Source organism: Actinomadura sp. NPDC000600 (genome assembly GCF_040492135.1).
Taxonomy (GTDB): Bacteria; Actinomycetota; Actinomycetes; order Streptosporangiales; family Streptosporangiaceae; genus Spirillospora.
This window is the reverse complement of record NZ_JBEUPD010000047.1, coordinates 21,767-40,614: the sequence shown is the minus strand read 5'-3', so window position 1 is coordinate 40,614 and position 18,848 is coordinate 21,767. Positions and strand designations below refer to the sequence as shown.

The 18,848-nt window shown below is 73.1% G+C and carries 16 protein-coding genes and 1 riboswitch; of the genes, 4 read left to right on the top strand and 12 right to left on the bottom strand.

What is annotated here, in order from left to right:
* Positions 1-87 precede the first annotated feature (87 nt).
* From ABWI07_RS39235 to ABWI07_RS39225, 3 genes are read right to left on the bottom strand one after another with little or no spacing between them, the layout of a single operon-like run.
* Complete coding sequence (locus ABWI07_RS39235) at positions 88-735, bottom strand: 2'-5' RNA ligase family protein (protein WP_235036743.1); 648 nt, start codon at positions 733-735, stop codon at positions 88-90.
* The gene (gene trpS, locus ABWI07_RS39230; protein WP_149259540.1) at positions 725-1,801 is read right to left on the bottom strand and encodes a tryptophan--tRNA ligase; all 1,077 of its coding nucleotides are present in this window, start codon (positions 1,799-1,801) and stop codon (positions 725-727) included. Before trpS ends, ABWI07_RS39235 begins: the two co-directional genes overlap by 11 nt.
* An 18-nt stretch (positions 1,802-1,819) precedes the next feature.
* Positions 1,820-2,869: a hemolysin family protein gene (locus ABWI07_RS39225; protein WP_149259038.1), complete on the bottom strand. Its 1,050-nt coding sequence runs from the start codon at positions 2,867-2,869 to the stop codon at positions 1,820-1,822.
* A 141-nt stretch (positions 2,870-3,010) separates the two neighbouring features.
* Between ABWI07_RS39225 and galE the strand changes: the two genes are divergently transcribed.
* Together galE and galK are read left to right on the top strand one after the other, a co-directional pair.
* Positions 3,011-3,964, top strand: coding sequence for a UDP-glucose 4-epimerase GalE (gene galE / locus ABWI07_RS39220; protein WP_149259037.1), 954 nt, complete (start codon positions 3,011-3,013; stop codon positions 3,962-3,964).
* On the top strand, positions 3,961-5,124 hold the full coding sequence (gene galK / locus ABWI07_RS39215) for a galactokinase (RefSeq protein ID WP_353821632.1): 1,164 nt from the start codon (positions 3,961-3,963) through the stop codon (positions 5,122-5,124). The genes galE and galK overlap by 4 nt, the downstream gene beginning before the upstream one ends.
* 46 nt (positions 5,125-5,170) lie before the next feature.
* Here the strand turns inward: galK and ABWI07_RS39210 are convergent, their stop codons facing one another.
* From ABWI07_RS39210 to ABWI07_RS39190, 5 genes are all read right to left on the bottom strand, one after another.
* The gene (locus ABWI07_RS39210; protein ID WP_353821631.1) at positions 5,171-7,909 is read right to left on the bottom strand and encodes a hypothetical protein; all 2,739 of its coding nucleotides are present in this window, start codon (positions 7,907-7,909) and stop codon (positions 5,171-5,173) included.
* Positions 7,899-9,671, bottom strand: a complete 1,773-nt coding sequence (locus tag ABWI07_RS39205) for an HSP90 family protein (RefSeq protein ID WP_353821630.1) — start codon at positions 9,669-9,671, stop codon at positions 7,899-7,901. Before ABWI07_RS39205 ends, ABWI07_RS39210 begins: the two co-directional genes overlap by 11 nt.
* A 247-nt stretch (positions 9,672-9,918) precedes the next feature.
* Positions 9,919-10,908, bottom strand: a complete 990-nt coding sequence (locus ABWI07_RS39200) for a malate dehydrogenase (protein ID WP_149259034.1) — start codon at positions 10,906-10,908, stop codon at positions 9,919-9,921.
* 332 nt (positions 10,909-11,240) lie between these two features.
* The gene (locus ABWI07_RS39195; protein WP_149259033.1) at positions 11,241-12,458 is read right to left on the bottom strand and encodes an NADP-dependent isocitrate dehydrogenase; all 1,218 of its coding nucleotides are present in this window, start codon (positions 12,456-12,458) and stop codon (positions 11,241-11,243) included.
* Positions 12,459-12,596: 138 nt separating this feature from the next.
* Positions 12,597-13,037, bottom strand: coding sequence for a DUF3017 domain-containing protein (locus ABWI07_RS39190; RefSeq protein WP_149259032.1), 441 nt, complete (start codon positions 13,035-13,037; stop codon positions 12,597-12,599).
* A gap of 217 nt (positions 13,038-13,254) precedes the next feature.
* Between ABWI07_RS39190 and ABWI07_RS39185 the strand changes: the two genes are divergently transcribed.
* The gene (locus tag ABWI07_RS39185) at positions 13,255-13,986 is read left to right on the top strand and encodes an FHA domain-containing protein (RefSeq protein WP_149259031.1); all 732 of its coding nucleotides are present in this window, start codon (positions 13,255-13,257) and stop codon (positions 13,984-13,986) included.
* 166 nt (positions 13,987-14,152) lie between these two features.
* On the opposite strand, the gene ABWI07_RS39180 is transcribed toward ABWI07_RS39185, so the two are convergent.
* On the bottom strand, positions 14,153-15,001 hold the full coding sequence (locus tag ABWI07_RS39180; protein ID WP_149259030.1) for a bifunctional methylenetetrahydrofolate dehydrogenase/methenyltetrahydrofolate cyclohydrolase: 849 nt from the start codon (positions 14,999-15,001) through the stop codon (positions 14,153-14,155).
* Positions 15,002-15,065: 64 nt separating this feature from the next.
* Positions 15,066-15,151: riboswitch (ZMP/ZTP riboswitch) on the bottom strand.
* Positions 15,152-15,277: 126 nt separating this feature from the next.
* On the opposite strand from ABWI07_RS39180, the gene ABWI07_RS39175 reads away from it, so the two are divergent.
* Positions 15,278-15,886: a GNAT family N-acetyltransferase gene (locus ABWI07_RS39175; RefSeq protein ID WP_353821629.1), complete on the top strand. Its 609-nt coding sequence runs from the start codon at positions 15,278-15,280 to the stop codon at positions 15,884-15,886.
* Between the two features lie 63 nt (positions 15,887-15,949).
* On the opposite strand, the gene ABWI07_RS39170 is transcribed toward ABWI07_RS39175, so the two are convergent.
* The 3 genes from ABWI07_RS39170 to purN all read right to left on the bottom strand — a co-directional run bounded on the left by ABWI07_RS39170 (position 15,950) and on the right by purN (position 18,760).
* Complete coding sequence (locus ABWI07_RS39170) at positions 15,950-16,126, bottom strand: hypothetical protein (RefSeq protein WP_160160889.1); 177 nt, start codon at positions 16,124-16,126, stop codon at positions 15,950-15,952.
* A 326-nt stretch (positions 16,127-16,452) separates the two neighbouring features.
* Entirely contained in the window at positions 16,453-18,018 is a 1,566-nt protein-coding gene (gene purH / locus ABWI07_RS39165; RefSeq protein ID WP_353821628.1) for a bifunctional phosphoribosylaminoimidazolecarboxamide formyltransferase/IMP cyclohydrolase, read from the bottom strand.
* Positions 17,999-18,760 carry a phosphoribosylglycinamide formyltransferase gene (gene purN / locus ABWI07_RS39160; RefSeq protein ID WP_353821627.1) on the bottom strand — a complete coding sequence of 254 codons (762 nt, stop codon included), beginning with the start codon at positions 18,758-18,760 and terminating at the stop codon, positions 17,999-18,001. Before purN ends, purH begins: the two co-directional genes overlap by 20 nt.
* Positions 18,761-18,848 lie beyond the last annotated feature (88 nt).

Sequence of the window (18,848 nt, the reverse complement as noted above, 5' to 3'; positions counted from 1 at the left end):
GGGCCACTCGATGCCGCAGACGGTAATCGATCGGTCAACGCAGCGTCTTCCGCCACATCAGGCGGGCAAAGCGCCGCCCGCCCCGGTTCACGCGGGCGGGGAGCCGCCTCGGGAACCACCCGGCGACGGCACGGCGCCGTCCCCGAAGATGAAGTCGCACTGCGGGCGCCACACGCCGTCCTGCCCGTGCTCGTACAGGGAGAAGCCCCACGCCTCGAAGTCGGCGCCGTAGCCGGCGAGATCCTTGAACGCCTGGTCCATGACGCTGTCGGAGAGGTGGTGGGCGATGGTGACGTGCGGGTGGTACGGGAACGGCAGCGGCCGGGCGAGCGGCCCCGACAGGACCTTCGCCTGTACCCGCTCGCACCCGCCGATCCCTTCGGCGAGCGCCACGAACACGACCGGTGACACCGGCCGGAACGTTCCGCTGCCGCGCAGCCTGATCGGGAACGGGCTCTCGGTGCTCGCGACGCCGCGCAGGTGCTCCTCGACGGCGTCGAGGTCGGAGTCACGGATCTCGGTCGGCGGCAGCAGCGTGATGTGCGCCGGGATCGAGTAGGCGAGCGGATCGCCGAACGAGGCGCGCCGGGCCTGGAGGAACGCGCCGTGCGGGTCGGGGATCGGGATGGCCACGCCGATCATGCGCGTGCCGCCGGCGGGGATCACACCGCCGCCGGCGGAGGGCGCCTCCCCGGGGCCCTCCGCGGCGTCGGGAGCGGGACCGTCAGCGACCACGTCCCACGAATCCCACCCGTTCGCGCACGGTCTCCATCGTCGCGGTGGCGACCCTGGAGGCGCGCTCGGCGCCGAGGGCGAGCACCTGGTCGAGCCGCTCCTCGTCGTCCAGCAGCTTGAGGGTGCGCTCCCTGATCGGGGTGAACGTGTCGAGGACGACCTGTGCGAGGTCCTTCTTGAACTGCCCGTACCCGGAGCCCGCGTAGCGGGCCTCGAGGTCCGGGATCGAGGTCCCCTCCAGCGCGGAGAAGATCCGCAGGAGGTTGGTGACGCCGGCCTTCTTCTCCTCGTCGTAGACGACCTCGGTGCCGGTGTCGGTGACCGCGCGCATGATCTTCTTGCGCATCGGGCCGGGCTCCTCCAGCACGTCGATGATGCCCTGCGGCGAGGACGCCGACTTGCTCATCTTGGCGTCCGGCTCCTGCAGGTCGGTGATCTTCGCGGCGCCCGCGGGGATGTGCGCCTCGGGCGGCACGAACGTCTCGCCGAAGCGGTGGTTGAACCGCTGCGCGAGGGTGCGGGTCAGCTCCAGGTGCTGCCGCTGGTCCTCGCCGACGGGGACGCGCAGCGCCCGGTCGCCCTCGACGGTGGGGTCGGGCGAGTAGAGCAGGATGTCGGCGGCCTGCAGGACCGGGTAGGTGAACAGGCCGACGGTCGTCCCGCTCGTGCCCTGCTTGGACGACTTGTCCTTGAACTGGGTCATCCGCTGGGCCTCGCCGAACCCGGTCAGGCAGCCGAGCACCCAGGCCAGTTCGGCGTGCTCGGGGACGTGGCTCTGCACGAACACCGTGGCGCGCTCGGGGTCCAGGCCCATCGCGAGGAGCTGGGCGACGGCGACCTTGGTGCGGCGGCGCAGCAGCGCGGGGTCGTGCTCGACGGTGATCGCGTGCAGGTCGACCACGCAGTAGAAGGCGTCATGGGTGTCCTGCATCGAGACCCACTGCCGGAGCGCCCCCAGGTAGTTGCCGAGGTGGAACGAGTCGGCGGTGGGCTGGATGCCGGACAGCACGCGCGGCGGTGCCGCGGCCGTTCCGGCGGACGCTTCGGGGCTGGGCGCTTCGGGCATGTGCACGGACCGATTCTCTCAGGTGTCACCGGAGGTTTCGCCGCCGGCGGCCTGCCGGGTGCCGGAGCCGGCGGCGGCGTCGCCGATCACCGTCCGCGGGGTCGCGGACGGCGTGCCGGGCGGCACCGGTAGGGCCTGCGGCGTCGCCCGCGGCATGACGCGCACGCGCGCCACCCGCCGGCCCTCCATCCGGGCCACCGCGAGCCGGCGCCCGCCGGCCTCCACCGAGTCGCCCTCGGCGGGCACCCGGCGCAGCACCGCCATGATGTGCCCGGCGACCGTCTCGTACGGCCCGGCCGGCAGCCGGATGCCGGTCTCGGCGGCGAAGTCGTCCAGGTTGAGCAGGCCGTCGACCTCGACCACCCCGCCGTGCAGGCGCCGTGCCTGCGCGTCCTGTACATCATATTCGTCGCGGATGTCACCGATGAGTTCCTCCACGAGGTCCTCCAGCGTGACGATGCCGGCGACGCCGCCGTACTCGTCCATGACGATCGCCAGGTGGCAGCCTTCGCGGCGCATCTCCGACAGCGCCGGGAGCACCCGCTTCGAGGCCGGCAGGAACTTCACCGGCCGCACCAGCTCCCCCACCGAACCCGCGCCCCGCACCCCCGAAGCCTCCCCACCGGGCAGGACGGGAGCGTCGGGGAGCGTCGGCAGGACGGGGGCCAGCAGGTCGCGGATGTGCACGAAGCCGATCACCTCGTCGTGCGAGTCGCGGCAGACGGGGAAGCGCGAGTGCGGGGTGGCCGCGGCGATCCGCGCGGCGGCGGTCAGCGGGAGCGAGGCGTCCAGGAACTCCACCTCGGTGCGCGGGACGAGGACCTCGCGCAGCGGCCGCTCCCCCGCCGCGAACACCTCCCCGATCAGCGCCCGCTCGTCGGCGGTGAGCTGGGTGTTCTGCGCCACCAGCACCCGCATCCGCTCCGCGGTGATCTCCTCGCGGAGCGCGCCCGGGTCGCCGCCCGAGAGCCGCACGACGAGCTGGGTGGAACTCGACAGCAGCCACACGAGAGGGCGGGCGAGCGCGCCCGCGGGCCCCACGGGCGGCCGGGACGGCGTCCGGTCCATGGGTTCAGCCTTCCCCGTTCGGCGTTCCGGATAGCCTGGGCGGACCCCATAGCCTGGACGCACCAGCCTGGACGGCCCCCGCCGTCCGGATCGTCCCTGATCGTCGTGAACCAGCCGGAGTCTCGTCGTGGAGGTCCGTCAGTGAAGCTGCTCGTCACCGGAGGCGCCGGCTATGTCGGCAGCGTCGTCTCCGCTCTGCTCCTGGAGGCGGGGCACGAGGTCGTCGTGCTCGACGACCTGTCCACCGGGCACGAGGACGCGGTGCCCGACGGCGCCCGGCTGGTGCGCGGCACGATGCGCGACACGGCGGCGGAGGTGCTCGGCGGCGCCGGGTTCGACGCCGTGCTGCACTTCGCGGCCAAGTCGCTCGTCGGGGAGTCCGTCCAGAAGCCGGGCCTGTACTGGGACAAGAACCTCGGCGAGTCCCTCGCCCTGCTGGAGGCGATGCGCGTCGCGGGCGTCCCCCGCATCGTGTTCTCCTCGACCGCCGCGACCTACGGCGAGCCGGAGTCGGCACCGATCCTGGAGACCGACCCGACCCGACCGACCAACCCCTACGGGGCGTCCAAGCTCGCGATCGACACGGCGCTCGCCGAGTACGCGCGGCTGCACGGCGTCGGCGGGGTGTCGCTGCGGTACTTCAACGTCGCCGGCGCCTACGGGCGGCTCGGCGAGCGGCACGCGGTCGAGACCCACCTGATCCCGAACGTGCTGAAGATCGCGCAGGGGAACGGCCAGACCGTGAAGATGTTCGGCGACGACTACCCGACGCCGGACGGCACCTGCGTCCGCGACTACATCCACGTGACCGACCTCGGCCGCGCCCACCTGCTCGCGCTGGAGGCCTGCGAGCCGGGCCGCCACGAGATCTTCAACCTGGGCAGCGGCACCGGCAGCTCCGTCCGCGAGGTCGTCGAGGTCTGCCGCGAGGTCACCGGCCGCGACATCCCGACCGAGGTGGCGCCGCGCCGCGCCGGCGACCCCGCCGTGCTGGTCGCCTCGTCGGAGAAGATCCAGACGCGGCTCGGGTGGAAGCCCGAGCGCGACCTGCGCACCATGGTCGACGACGCGTGGACGTTCCTGCGCTCCCGATGACCGAGACCCCGATGACCGAGACGCTGAGCGCGAGCTTCGCCGAGGCGTTCGGGCGGGCCCCCGAGGGCGTGTGGCGCGCCCCCGGACGGGTCAACCTGATCGGCGAGCACACCGACTACAACGACGGCTTCGTCCTGCCGTTCGCGCTTCCGCGCGGCGTCTCGGTCGCCGCCGCCCCCCGCGACGACGGCGTGGTTGAGGTGCGGTCGCTGCAGGCGGCCACCGCCGTCACCGCGCCCGTGGACGGCGGAACGGTCGCCTCCGAGCACTGGCCCGCCGACCGGCAGTGGGCCGCCTACCCGGTCGGCGTCGCGCGCGTGCTGCGCGAGCACGGGACGGGCGGCGCGTCCCTGCTGGTCGACTCCGACCTCCCGCAGGGCGCGGGCCTCTCCTCGTCCGCGGCCCTGGAGTGCGCGACCGCGCTGGCCCTGTGCGACCTGCACGGCGTCGAGATCGACCGGCCCGCCCTGGCCCGGCTCGCGCAGCGCGCCGAGAACGAGCAGGTCGGCATGCCGTGCGGCCTCATGGACCAGTCGGCCTCGCTGCTGTGCACGCCCGGCCACGCGCTGATGCTCGACTGCCGCAGCGGGCTGTCGTCGCAGGTCCCGTTCGACCCGGCGGCCGCGGGCATGGTCCTGCTGGTGGTCGACACGCGGGCCTCGCACGCGCTGACCGGCGGCGACTACGGCCGCCGCCGCGCGGAGTGCGAGGAGGCCGCGTCCCTCCTCGGCGTGGACGCCCTGCGCGACGTCAAGGACCTCGCCGCCGCCCTCGCGTCGCTGCGCGACCCCGTCCTGCGGCGCCGCGTCCAGCACGTCGTGACCGAGAACCACCGCGTCGAGGCCGCCGTGGGGCTGCTGCGCGCCGGGGCCCTCCCGGAGCTCGGCGCCATGCTGAACGCCTCGCACCTGTCCCTGCGCGACCAGTTCGAGATCTCCTGGCCCGAGGCCGACGCCACCGTCGACGCCGCGCTGCGCGCGGGCGCCCGGGGCGGCCGCATGGTGGGCGGCGGCTTCGGCGGCTCCGTCATCGTCCTCGCCCCCGCCGCACGGGCCCCGAAGGTCCGCGACGCGATCACCGACGCCTACACCAGGCGCGGCTGGACGCCCCCCGACTTCCTGGAGGCCGCCCCTTCCCAGGGCGCCCACCGCGTCGCCTGACCAAGGAGCCTGACCAAGGAGCCTGGCCAGGCAGCCGGGGCCCCTGTTACTCGATGGCCGCCTTGATGTCGTTGTGGAGGCGGGTGGCCTCTTCGGCGGCGTCGGTCTCGTCCAAGGTCGTGAAGCCGTCCGCGGCGGCGGCGGCGTGGGCGGCGGCCTCGGGCAGGCGGCCCACCTGGGCGAGGAGGCGGGCCTGGTCGAAGGAGACGAGGGCGGTCTCCCAGACGCGGGCGGGCTCGTTGTCCGGCGGGAGCCCGGCCAGGGCCGCACGGGCCGTCTCCATGGCGGTGACGGCCTTATCGCGGTCGCCGCTCCACAGCAGGCACATCGCGGCGCGGCGGCGGGTCCGGACCAGCCCGTAGGGGTCGCCCGCCTTCTCGCAGGCCTCGGCGGCCTCGGCGAACCGGGCGGCGGCCAGGGCGTCCTTGTCGAGGGCGGACAGGACGCCCGCGGCCTCCTCCAGGAAATGCGCGGCGGCGTCGGGGCGGCCGTCCCGCGCGGCCTCCTCGGCGAGGTCGGCGAAGGTCGCGGCCGCGTCCTCCTCGCCCATCTCCTTCTGCGCGTGCGCGAGGATCAGGCGGCAGTTCCGGGCGTTCTCGCCGTCCAGGCCGGGCAGCGCCTCCTCGGCCACCTCGGCGGCCTCCAGGTGGCGGCCCGTGCGCAGGTACGCGTTGGCGAGGTCCGTGCGGATGTGGACGGCCTGCTCGTGCATGCCCTCGGCCGTCCAGGCCGCGATGGCCTCCACGAGGTCGGCGACGGCGTCCGCGGGGCGGTCGGCGGCGAGGAAGGTCAGGCCGCGGTCGGTGTGCACGGCCGCGCGCAGCGGCGAGGGGCCGCGCAGGACGGCGAGCGCCTCGTCGAACAGGGCGAACGCCTCCTCGTCCGGCCCGCCCTCCCGCCGGGCCAGGACGCCGGCGAGCGCCAGGGCGGGCGCGGCGAGCGTCTCCGGCCGGTCCGAGGCGCGCGACGCGTCAAGGGAGCGGCGCAGCGCCTCCTCCGCGGCCTCGGCGTCACCGGTCCGCAGAAGCACCTGCCCTCGCTGGAACCACAGTTCTCCGGCGAATTCCGGCGCGTCGTCGAGGTCGACCCTGTCGAGCGTGGCGAGGGCCTCGGCCGGACGCTCGAACCTGATCTGCGCGGTGGCGAGGCGGAGCAGCGCGCCCGTGGCGTCGCCCGCCTCCCCCGGGTGCGCGGCGAGGTGCTCGGCCGACGCGATCACCTGCTCCAGGCCGCCCTCGTCGCCGAGGTCGATGCGCATGGCGCCGAGGCGGCCGAGCACGCGGTGCCGACCCGTCTCGTCGCCCAGTTCGGCGTAGAGCCGGGCCGCTTCCTCCCAGCACTCGACCGCGCCCTGGGCGTTCCCGTCGATGGCGAATTCGATGCCCCGGCCGTCAATGCGGCGGGCCCTCTGAAGGGGCGTCGGCTCGGTGGTCTCGGCAACGGCGTCGAACCGCCGGCAGGCCGCCAGCATGCCGGGCAGGTCCTCCTCCCTGCGGCACCGGTCCACCCGTTCGAGCAGCTCGTCGAGATCGTCCACCGACGCGAGGTCGGAGACGTCCGCGGAAGAGGCGGAGCCGTTCCGCGGCTCGGGCACCGCGTCGCTCCGCGGCTCGGGGGCGGCGTCGGTCCGCGGCTCGGGGGCGGGGTCGGTCCGCCGCGCGGGGGCGGGGACCGAACGGCGGTGGTGGGGGGCCAGCGGCAGGAAGTCGACGACCGGCTCGGCCGCCAGCGTGGCGCGCACCTCGTCGCCCTGGTGGGACGTGCCGTTGCGGGCGTCGAAGCGGGCCGCCAGCGCCGTCGCGCGTTCGGCCAGCTCGGCGCGGAGCTCGGGCACGGGCACGTCCGCGGCCGGGCGGTCGCCCGCCGCCGGGCGGCGGACGGTCGCGGCGCCGTGGCCGGCCGCCTCGACCCGCCCCAGCACGAGGGCCGCCGCGGCGGAGAAGTTCATGTCGGCGTGCGTGGACGGGGCCCGGTCGAGCCAGCCGATGTGCCGCTGGAGGATCTCCAGGCCGCGCGCCTCGTTGCCGGTGACCGCGCAGAACTCCAGGTGGTCGGCGATGTCGCCGAGGTCGGCGAGGCGGGCCCGGTGCACCCGGTAGGCGCGGCGGTGCGCGTCGGCGGCCTTCTCCAGGCGGCCCGTGCGCAGGTAGACCGGCAGCATCGCCGTCCGGATCGACTGCGGCTGCTCGTTGCAGCGCAGCTGCGCGCTCAGCACGGGCGCGGCGATCTGGAACGCCTCCTTGTGCCGCCCGGCCTCGACCAGGTGGCGGACCATTCCGGTCGGGTCGCAGCCCTCGCAGTCGGACAGCTCGTCCCGCTCGGCCGTGCGCCACTTCACGAACCACTCGTCGGCCGAACCGTCGCCGATGTGCCGCGCCACCACGTTGCGGTAGTGGTACACCGCCTGGAGGCTGTGGCCGCCCGTCTTGTAGCGGCGCTCCATGTCGTCCAGGACGGCGAAGGCGCGGTCCAGCGGGATCTCCGGGAACAGGGTCAGGGAGCTGACCGCCGCCTTCATCTGCCACAGCAGGTTGTGCGTCTCGTCGAACCGGGCGGGGTCGCGGTCGTGGTCGGCCAGCGTGCGGCCGAACGTCGCGAACGCCTTCGCGGGCTCGCCGCCGTACCGGTAGGCGTCGGTCAGCCTGATCCGCACGTGGAACGCCAGCACCTCGTCGCCGGCCGCCTCCGCGCGGCGCAGCGCGTCCTCGACCAGGACGGTGCGGGCCTCCCCGTAGGGAAGCTCCTGCGACCGCGCCATGAGCGCGTAGACGTCCTCAGTGCTCATCGGGACCTTCCGGGGAGTGGACGGCCCACTCCAGCAGGCCGATGAAGGAACGGTTCAGGACAGCCGTGTCGGCGGGACGCAGCGGATGGTGGCCGAGCAGCAGCGCCTGCCCGTACAGGGCCTGGACCGCGGGCTCGACCGGCCCGCCGTCGCCGAGCGCCGTGACGCGCCGCGCCAGCGGGTTGCGGTGGTTCAGCACGAGCTGGGGGCGGTCGATGCCGGCGGAGGCGTTGACCGCGCCGAGCACGTCCGCCCACAGCTCGCCCGCCTCCTCCTTCGCGCGCTCCAGCTCCTCGCGGAACTGCGCGTCCCGGCTCGTCAGGTACAGCGCGGGCAGCGACGCGGGATCGAAGTCGCGGACCACCACCTCGCAGCCGAGCCGCTCCACCGCCCGCTGCGCCGCCGCGAGGAACGGCCGCAGCGCCAGCTCGGTCGCCGGGTCGAGGACGCCGAACGTGGTGGTCAGCTCCGCCGCGTCCAGCCGCGTGAGCCGGATGTCGGGGTCCAGGTCGGGCAGCCGCTCGATGATCTCGGTGTCGTGGACGTAGCCGCCGTTGACCAGGCCCACGCCCTGGGCGCCCGCGACCGCCGACAGCCGCCGGAACTCGTCCACGCTCGCGGTGAAGCGGCCGTCCGGGTGGCGGCGGCGGAACTCGTGCAGGGTCATCGGCCCGGAGGACGTCTCGTACTCCAGCCACCGGTCGACGATCCGCAGCATGTCGTCGTCGTGCAGGGCCATCGCCTTGACGCCGAGCTGGTGCAGCCGCAGGAACGCCCGCAGCCGCGCCGGGTCGGTCTCGGCGAGCTTCACCAGCCACTGCCGCAGCACCTCGCCGAGGCCGTGCCGCGTCGACTCCAGCAGCTCGTCCTCGTAGAGGGCCTCGCGGCTCGCGGTCGGGCGCAGCTCCCCCGCGTCCACGACGCAGCGCGCGAAGAACGCCCAGTCGGGCAGGAGGCCCTCGACGTGCTCGGCCAGCAGCATCCGCTTCAGGTAGACGCGGTGCGCGGAGCGCGCGGACGGCGCCACCGGCTCGGGCAGGACGAACGCGACGCCCGTCAGCCCCGCCTCCGGCACGTCGAGGTCGACCACGTCGAACGGGGTGTACCCGTAGACGTCCTCGCAGTAGCGGTCCAGCGCCCGCCTGCGGTCGGCGGGGTCGCGGTAGGACGCGCGCCACGGGGGTCCGTCGCCGGTGACGGCGACGCCGTCCACGACCAGCTCGACCGGCAGGAGCGACCCGTACGTGGCGGCCAGCTCGGCGACGACCGGCGGGCTCAGCAGCTCCGCCGACCCCGGGCGGGCCCGCAGCGTCACCGTCGTGCCCGGCTCGTCCCGCTCGCCTGGTTCGACCTGGTAGCTGCCCTCGGAGCGCCCCGTCCACCGGACGGGGCCGCCGCCGCGCGCGGACCGCGTCACGACCTCGATCTCGTCCGCGACGAGGAACGCCGACAGCAGCCCGATCCCGAACTGGCCGAGGAAGTCGTGGCGCGCGAACCCGAGCTCGTCCCGCTTGGACGACCGCCCGATCGTCGCCAGCAGCGTGTGGACCTCGTCCTCGGTCAGGCCGACGCCGTCGTCGTGCACGCACAGCACGCCGCCGCCCGTCTCGATCTCGACGCGGCCCCCCGCGCCGCGCGCCGTGATCGCGTCCACCGCGTTCTGCAGCAGCTCCCGCAGGTAGACCCGCGGGCTGGCGTAGAGATGGCGGCTCAGCAGATCCACCACGCCCCGCAGATCCACCTGGAACGCCTGTTCGGCCACCGGCACGCCTCCCCCGATCACTTTCCGAGCGATCACACCCTAGCGACCGATACCGACGCCTTCAGATCATTTGCACCCGCCGCCGCCCCCTGAGCACACCGACCCGCGGACGACGCGCCTTGGGACGCACGACCCGCCCCTCGTCCCCTGCACCCTCGGTCCGGCCTGGCGGGGTGCGCATGGGACGAGCCCCGGACCTGGGCGGTCCGGGGCTCGTCCGTGAAGCGGATGAAGCAGAGGGAGCGGGTCAGATGAGGCCGAGCTTGCGGACGGCGTCGCGCTCCTCCGACAGCTCGTTCACCGAGGCGTCGATCCGGGCGCGGGAGAAGTCGTCGATCTCCAGGCCCTGGACGATCTCCCACTCGCCGTCCTCGGTGGTGACCGGGAAGGACGAGATCAGGCCCTCCGGGACGCCGTAGGAGCCGTCCGACACGACCGCCATGGACGTCCAGTCGCCGTCGGCGGTGCCGTTCACCCAGGTGTGCACGTGGTCGATCGCGGCGGACGCGGCCGACGCCGCCGACGACGCGCCCCGCGCCTCGATGATCGCGGCGCCGCGCTTGGCGACGGTCGGGATGAAGTCGTTCTCCAGCCAGTTCTGGTCGTTCACCGTCTCGGCGGCGTTCTTGCCGGCGATCTCGGCGTGGAACAGGTCCGGGTACTGCGTGGCGGAGTGGTTGCCCCAGATCGTCATCTTCCGGAGGTCGGCGACCGAGACGCCCGCCTTCTTCGACAGCTGCGCCAGCGCGCGGTTGTGGTCGAGGCGCGTCATCGCGGTGAACCGCTCGGCCGGGACGTCCGGGGCGTGCTGCTGCGCGATCAGCGCGTTGGTGTTCGCCGGGTTGCCGACCACCAGGACCTTGACGTCGTCGGCCGCGCCAGCGTTGATCGCCTCGCCCTGCGGCTTGAAGATGCCGCCGTTGGCCTCCAGCAGGTCGCCGCGCTCCATGCCCTTCGTGCGCGGGCGGGCGCCGACCAGCAGCGCGACGTTCGTCCCCTCGAACGCGCGCCCGGCGTCGTCGAAGATGTCGATGCCGGACAGCAGCGGGAACGCGCAGTCGTCCAGTTCCATCGCGGTGCCCTCGGCGGCCTTCACCGCCTGCGGAATCTCCAGCAGGCGCAAGCGTACGGGCACGTCCGCGCCGAGGAGGTGCCCGGACGCGATGCGGAACAGCAGCGCGTAGCCGATCTGGCCCGCGGCGCCGGTAACGGTAACGGTGACTGGGGTGCGAGTCATGCGTCCTTCTCCTGCTGTGACCTGACGGGGCTCAGGCGGCCATCCTTGGGAACCCGACCGCCCGAGAGGCCGCCCGCATGCGCCGGCCGGCGCGGGTTCTCTCGCCGTCGAGATAGTTGCGGTGCCAGGCTATCGCGCACGTCCTACCCGCGCCCGTCCAGGTGCACCTCCCGGCATGCCACCCCGTCCCCGAACAGGCGGAACGCCGTCCGGAAAGGCTGGATGCGGTCCCGAGAAGGCGGAAGGGCCGCCCCGGACGGATCCGGGACGGCCCTCGACCGCCTACGCGAAGTCGACCGCCTGCGACAGGTCGACTCCGCCGGGGGGCCAGATCAGGAGTTGATCTTCTTCTGGAGGTTGGTGTCGAGCGCCTCCAGGAAGCCCTGCGTGGTCAGCCAGGGGGTCTCGCCGCCGACGAGCAGCGCCAGGTCCTTGGTCATCTGGCCGCTCTCGACGGTCTCGATGCAGACCTGCTCCAGCTTGCGGGCGAAGTCGATGACCTCGGGCTGGCCGTCGAGCTTGCCGCGGTGCTCCAGCCCGCGCGTCCAGGCGAAGATCGACGCGATGGGGTTGGTCGACGTCGGCTTGCCCTGCTGGTGCTGCCGGTAGTGCCGGGTCACCGTGCCGTGCGCGGCCTCCGCCTCGACGGTCCTGCCGTCCGGGGTCATGAGGACGGAGGTCATGAGGCCGAGGGAGCCGAAGCCCTGCGCGAGGGTGTCGGACTGGACGTCGCCGTCGTAGTTCTTGGCGGCCCAGACGAACCCGCCCTCCCACTTGAGCGCCGCGGCGACCATGTCGTCGATGAGGCGGTGCTCGTAGGTGAGGCCCTTGGACTCGAACTCGGCCTTGAACTCGGTCTCGTAGATCTCCTGGAAGAGGTCCTTGAACCGGCCGTCGTAGGCCTTGAGGATCGTGTTCTTCGTCGACATGTACAGCGGCATCTCGCGGTTGAGCGCGTACCGCATGCTCGTCCGGGCGAAGTCGCGGATCGAGTCGTCGAAGTTGTACATGCCCATGGCCACGCCGCCGCCGGGGAAGTTCGCGATCTCGAACTCCATCGGCTCACCCTCGTTCTCGGGGGTGTAGGTGATCGTCACCTTGCCGGGGCCGGGCACGACGAAGTCGGTGGCCTTGTACTGGTCGCCGTGGGCGTGGCGGCCGATGATGATCGGCTTCGTCCAACCGGGGACCAGGCGGGGGATGTTGGAGACAACGATCGGCTCGCGGAAGATCACGCCGCCCAGGATGTTGCGGATCGTCCCGTTCGGGGACCGCCACATCTTCTTCAGGCCGAACTCCTCGACGCGCGCCTCGTCGGGGGTGATGGTCGCGCACTTGACGCCCACGCCGTGCTCCAGGATGGCGTTGGCGGCGTCGACGGTGACCTGGTCGTCCGTGGCGTCACGGTGCTCGATCCCCAGGTCGTAGTACTTCAGGTCCACATCGAGGTAGGGCAGGATCAACTGGTCCTTGATGAATTTCCAGATGATCCGCGTCATTTCGTCGCCGTCGAGTTCGACGACCGGGCCCGCTACTTTGATCTTGGGCATGCTTGTGCTGTCCCTTTCCTACACCTGGCCAGCAGTCCTTGTAAGGCTCAACTGGCTAGGCTAGCCGAGGCGGTCATGAGGTCTAGACCTGGCCTTGCCACGGCGACCCCCGCCCTCGCCCCCACCTGCATGGACGCGCTAGCCCGGCGGCCCTTCACCCGTCCGGGAGGAACGCCCGGCGATGAGGAGCCGCACACCGCGCACCAGCATCGTGAGGGCGATCAGGACGCCGAACGCGCCGGCGAGCACGAGCCCGGTCTTGTTCATCGGCGGGACGCTCAGCGAGACGAACGCGACCATCTCGCCGAGGATCACGAGCGTCCAGCAGTCGACCGACCGGCTGCGGACGGCGAGCGGGCCGAGCTGCGACTCGGGCAGCAGCAGCCTGGCGAGCGCGCCGATGAGCAGCGCGGCGGCCATCAGGCCCGAGCCCTTGCGGAAGTAGTGGAACGCGCACAGGGTGAGTCCCGCGCCGACGCCGCTGAGCACGAGGAGGTACGGCAGCCGCGCGAGCCAGTGCGGGGCGGCGCCCCTCCGACGCGGCGCCTTGCGCCTGCGCCGATGCACCTGGGTGCTCATGGCCCTCACGGTATAGGCATTCGGGTCCCGGCACGACATCGCGCGCTCTCGGTCGCGCGCCCCGCCGGAATGCGGATGGGTCCTATGTGCCCCAGGTGATGGCCGAGAGCCCGCAATCCCTTGCGCCACCGGTCCTACTCGCCAGTAGGAGGGTGTGACGGCACGGCGCCCGGGTAACCCGGCAGACAGGGGTCGCTAACTAGCTGGGAGGACTGCCGTGGAGGGGCCGTTCATGCGGATCGAGGACAGCGGGCTGGTGATGCCGCTGCGCCCCGACGTGACGACGGTCGGGAGAGGGAGAGGAGTGGACATCCGCCTCGACGACCCGAGTGTGTCCCGATTGCACGCAGAGATCGTCCGACGTGGCCCGTACGTCTACGTGGTGGACATGGGCCTGTCCCGCAACGGGACGCGCGTCAACGGCCGGCCGATCGCACGCCGTGTACTGGAGGACGGTGACGTCGTGAGCTTCGGCACGGCGCGCTGCCGGTTGGGGGGCATCCCCCGTGAGGAGGTCGACCCGGACGTCGAACTGCGGCGCGCCGTCGCACCCGAGCTCACCCGCCGCGAGGTCGACGTGCTGACCTCGCTGTGCCGGCCCGCCCTGTCCGACGAGGCGTTCGTGGCTCCGGCCACCGCACGCGACATCGCCGGCGAGCTGGTCGTCACCGAGGCCGCGGTCAAGCAGCATCTGCTGCGCCTCTATCAGAAGTTCCGGATCCCCGAGGGCGCAAACCGGCGCACTCGGCTCGCCAACGAGGTCATCGCGATGGGCCTCGTCCGACCGCTGCCGCCGGTGCACGTCCCCCAGCAGGGACGTCCGCCGATGGACGGGCGCGTCCCCGGGGTGCGCGGCACCACCGAGACGCGCCGGCCGGGCACGACGGGCCACACCCACGCGCCGGGCCGTCCGGCGCACAGCACGGCCGCGGGACGGAGGGCCAGCTGATGTGAGACCTGCGGTCGCCCTCCCCGGCAGCGCAAACCAGAGGGCGATCGCTGAGCCCCCCATACGGCCGCGTATGTGACGGCGCGGCCAGGGCTGCGTGAGCGGGGGCCGCCACCCGGTGCTGGGTGGCGGCCCCCGCGGCGCGCCGTCTCGGGACGGCGGTCGGTCAGCGGGTCTGCTCGGCGGCCTCGACGACATTCGCGAGCAGCATCGCGCGGGTCATCGGGCCGACGCCGCCGGGGTTGGGCGCGACCCAGCCCGCGACGTCGCGGACGTCGGCGGCGACGTCGCCGGCGAGCTTGCCGTCCACCCGGGAGACGCCCACGTCGAGGACGGCGGCGCCGGGCTTGACCATGTCGGCGGTGATGAGGCCGGGAACGCCCGCGGCGGCGACGACGATGTCGGCCTTGCGGGTGTGCTCGGCGAGGTCGCGGGTCGCGGTGTGGCAGAGGGTGACGGTCGCGTTCTCGCTGCGGCGGGTCAGCAGCAGGCCGAGGGAGCGTCCGACGGTGATGCCGCGGCCGACGACCGTGACCTCGGCGCCCCTCAGCGGGACGTCGAAGCGGCGCAGCAGCTCGACGATGCCCTTCGGCGTGCACGGCAGCGGGCCCGGCTGCATCAGGACGAGCCGGCCGAGGTTCGTCGGGTGCAGGCCGTCGGCGTCCTTGGCGGGGTCGATGCGCTCCAGCACGCGCTGCTCGTCCAGGCCCTTCGGGAGCGGCAGCTGGACGATGTAGCCGGTGCAGGCGGGATCGGCGTTCAGCTCGGCGACGGCGCGCTCCACCTCGTCCTGGGACGCGGTGGCGGGCAGGTCGCGGCGGATGCTCTCGATGCCGACCTCGGCGCAGTCGCGGTGCTTCATGTTCACGTAGGAGTGGCTGCCGGGGTCGTCGCCGACCAGGACGGTGCCGAGCCCGACGGACACGCCGCGGTCGCGGAGCGCCTCGACGCGGACCTTGAGGTTCGAGCGGATCTCGGCGGCCGTGGCCTTGCCGTCCAGAATCTGTGCCGTCATGCGTTCCTCCGCGTGGATGTCGGCCGGGACCGGGCCCCGGGCGCAATGCCCGGCCGGAAGGGGTCCCGTCCACCCAGGCGCGCGGTGTCCGGACTGTCGTTCGCTCCCCGGTGGTGATCCACCTTGACCGCGCCAGTCGCGTAGGAACCCATGCTAACCGGCCGCCCGCGAACGGCCGCCCAGGGACTTCCCGGGGAGCGCCCGCGCGAGTGGCTTGCGGATAACGGCGCCAAGTGGCTCTGCCGGAGTCCGCCCCGGGCTCCTAGCGTGCTCGGCATGAGCGACGAACGGTTGAGCGGCGCATGGTTCGAGCGACCCGTCCTGACCGGACGGTACGTGCGGCTGGAGCCGCTGGCCGCCGAGCACTCCGACGGGCTGTTCGAGGCGTCCAAGGACCCGGGACTGTGGACCTGGATGAACGAGCGTCAGCCGGCGGGCGCCGCGGACATGCGCGCACTGGTCGACACGGCGCTGGCGGCCTGCGAGCGCGGGCTGCGCCTGCCCTGGGTCCAGATCGACGCGGTGACCGGCGAGGTCGCCGGGATGACCTCCTACTACGAGATCTCCCCGTCCCATCGCGGCCTGTGCATCGGCCACACCTGGCTCGGGGCGCGGTGGCACCGGACGGGCCTCAACACCGAGGCGAAACTGCTCCTGATGGGCCGCGCGTTCGGCGATCTGGGAGCGATCCGGGTCGGGTGGCACACGCACGTCCGCAACGAGCGGTCGCGTGCGGCGATCGAGCGGCTCGGGGCGTCGTTCGAGGGCGTCCACCGCAAGCACCGGATCCGCGCGGACGGCTCGATCCGCGACACCGCCGCCTACGCGATGACGGACGACGAGTGGCCCGCCGCCGAGCGGGCCCTGCGGGCGAGACTGCGCTGAGGGCGCGCGGCCCCGGCCGCCCCTCACATGCTCGGCCCTTCGAGCGGTCAGGGCTCGGAGCGCTCAGTCCTCGGAGCGCTGGCGCCGGCCGATGACGCGGTCGGTGCCGTGCCAGCCGAACTGGGCGGCGAGCACCGCGGCCAGGAACGCGGCGACGATCCCGATCACCTGCCGGGACTCCATCAGCAGCGAGTCGGCCTGGTAGACGACGCCGAGCATGAGGGACATCAGGAAATCCATCCCGCCTCCAACACGGAACGCCCGCGCCGGGGTCAAGGGAGGGTCAAGGGGGGCGCGGCAGCCCGAGGCTACCCGCCCGGCGCCGGTGCGCGGTCCCGCACCGAAAAATAGGTCACAAACGGACAACCTCGTTGAACCGCGACGGCACGGGCGCAGGGCTGACCCGCCGCTGAGGAGCCCCGGGCGCGGCGTCCCGCGTCCGCGCGGGACGAGAGGGCTTCGGACATGCCGGCGGGGGCGGTCCCCGGCCGTGGATCACGAGCCGGGGGCCGCCCCCGCGTCCGGCAGGACGGCGCGCCCGCAGGAGCGGCGCGCCTGGCGAGCCGTCAGTGGAAGAAGTGCCTGACGCCGGTGAAGTAGAGGGTGATGCCCGCCTTCTCCGCCGCGGCGATCACCTTGTCGTCGTTGACGGACCCGCCCGGCTCGACGATCGCGCGGACGCCCGCCTCGGCCAGCACCTCCAGGCCGTCCGGGAAGGGGAAGAACGCGTCGGACGCGCCCACGGACGACGCGGCGCGCTCCTGCCCGGCCCGCGCGACGGCGAGCTTGGCGGAGTCGACCCGGTTGACCTGGCCCATGCCGACGCCCACGGTGGCGCCGTCCGCGGCCAGCAGGATCGCGTTGGACTTCACCGAGCGGATGGCCCGCCAGGCGAAGACCAGGTCGCGCAGGGTCGCCTCGTCCGCGGCGGGGCCGGTCTTCAGCTCCCAGGCGGACGGGTCGTCGCCGTCGGCGTCCACGCGGTCGACGCCCTGCAGCAGCATGCCGCCGTCGATGCGCCGGTACTCGGTGTCGCCGACAGGGGCGTCCGGGCAGACCAGCAGGCGGATGTTCTTGAACCGGTCCTTGAGGACGGTCACGGCCTCGTCCTCGAAGGACGGGGCGACCAGTACCTCGGCGAAGCTCTCGGTGACCTGCCGGGCCATGTCCGCGGTGACCGGCCGGTTCGCCGCGATCACCCCGCCGTAGGCCGACACCGGGTCGCAGGCGTGCGCCTTGCGGTGCGCCTCGGCGATGTCCGCGCCGACCGCGATGCCGCACGGGTTGGCGTGCTTGATGATCGCGACGCACGGCTCGGTGAAGTCGTAGGCGGCGCGGCGCGCGGCGTCGGTGTCGACGTAGTTGTTGTAGGACATCTCCTTGCCGTAGAGCTGCTCGGCCCCCGCGAGGCCCGTCTCGCCCGGCGAGCGGTACAGGGCGGCCCGCTGGTGCGGGTTCTCGCCGTACCGCAGGGTGTTCGAACGCTCCCACGTGGCGCCGAGGAAGTCGGGCCACCGCGTCTCGGCGGCGGTCTCGTCGGGCGCGTAGGCGCTCGCGAACCAGGAGGCCACGGCCACGTCGTAGGACGCGGTGTGCGCGAACGCCCGCGCGGCGAGGCGGCGGCGCTCGTCCAGGGTGAAACCGCCGGCCCGCACGGCGTCCAGGACCGTTCCGTAGCCGGACGGGTCCACCACGACGGAGACGCTCGCGTGGTTCTTCGCGGCGGCGCGGACCATCGTGGGGCCGCCGATGTCGATCTGCTCGACGCACTCGTCCGGCGTCGCGCCCGAGTCCACCGTGTCGGCGAACGGGTACAGGTTCGCGACCACCAGGTCGAACGGCTCCACGGCCAGGTCGTCGAGCTGCTGGAGGTGGTCCTCCTTGCGCCGGTCGGCGAGCAGGCCCGCGTGCACCTTCGGGTGCAGGGTCTTGACCCGCCCGTCCAGGCACTCGGGGAACCCGGTGAGCTTCTCCACCTTCATCACCGGGACGCCGGCCGCGGAGATCCGGCCCGCCGTCGACCCGGTCGAGACGATCTCCACTCCCGCCTCGTGCAGGCCGCGGGCCAGCTCCTCCAGCCCGGACTTGTCGTACACGCTGATCAGCGCGCGCTTAATCGCCACCCGACTCACCGGCCGAGCTCCCCTCTTGATCGGACGAACCCCTGTCAGACGAACCGCTGTCAGACGAACCGCTGCCGGACGAACCGCTGCCGGACGAGGCAGTGGCGGACGAAGCGCCGTCGGGCGCGTCCCCGCAGGTCCTGCACTTCATCGAGACCCGCCTGCCCCGCGCGGTCCATCCGTCGCGGGCCAGCCGTCCGACGACGTCGACGAGGAGGCGGCGCTCCACCTGCTTGATCCGCTCGTGCAGGGAGTCTTCGTCGTCATGCCAGCCCACGGGAACGGTCTCCTGGGCGATGACGGGTCCGGTGTCCACGCCTTCGTCGACGAAGTGAACCGTACAGCCCGTGACCTTCACCCCGTACGCCAGGGCGTCCCGTACGGCGTGCGCGCCGGGGAACGACGGCAGCAGCGCGGGATGGGTGTTGACCGTCCGGCCGCCGAAGCGCGCCAGGAAGTGCGGGCCGAGGATCTTCATGAAGCCGGCGGACACCACGAGGTCAGGCTCGTGCTTCGCGACCGCCTCGGCGAGCGCCGCGTCCCAGTCGTCCCGGGACGCGAAATCCGGTATGCGAAGGGTGAAAGTGGGCACACCCGCGCGTTCGGCGCGCTCGGTTCCCCCGATATCGGGGCGGTCCGCCCCCACGGCCACCACTTTCGCCCCGTAGGCTGGATCCGCGCACGCGTCGAGCAGCGCTTGTAGGTTGGTCCCCGCGCCGGAGACGAGGACGACGAGCCGGGCGGACACCATGACTCCCCGGTGGACGTTGCTGGGACACCACGAAGCCTATCGGGCGACGTCGGCGCCGCTTCACCCCAGACCGCACGAACCAGACCAC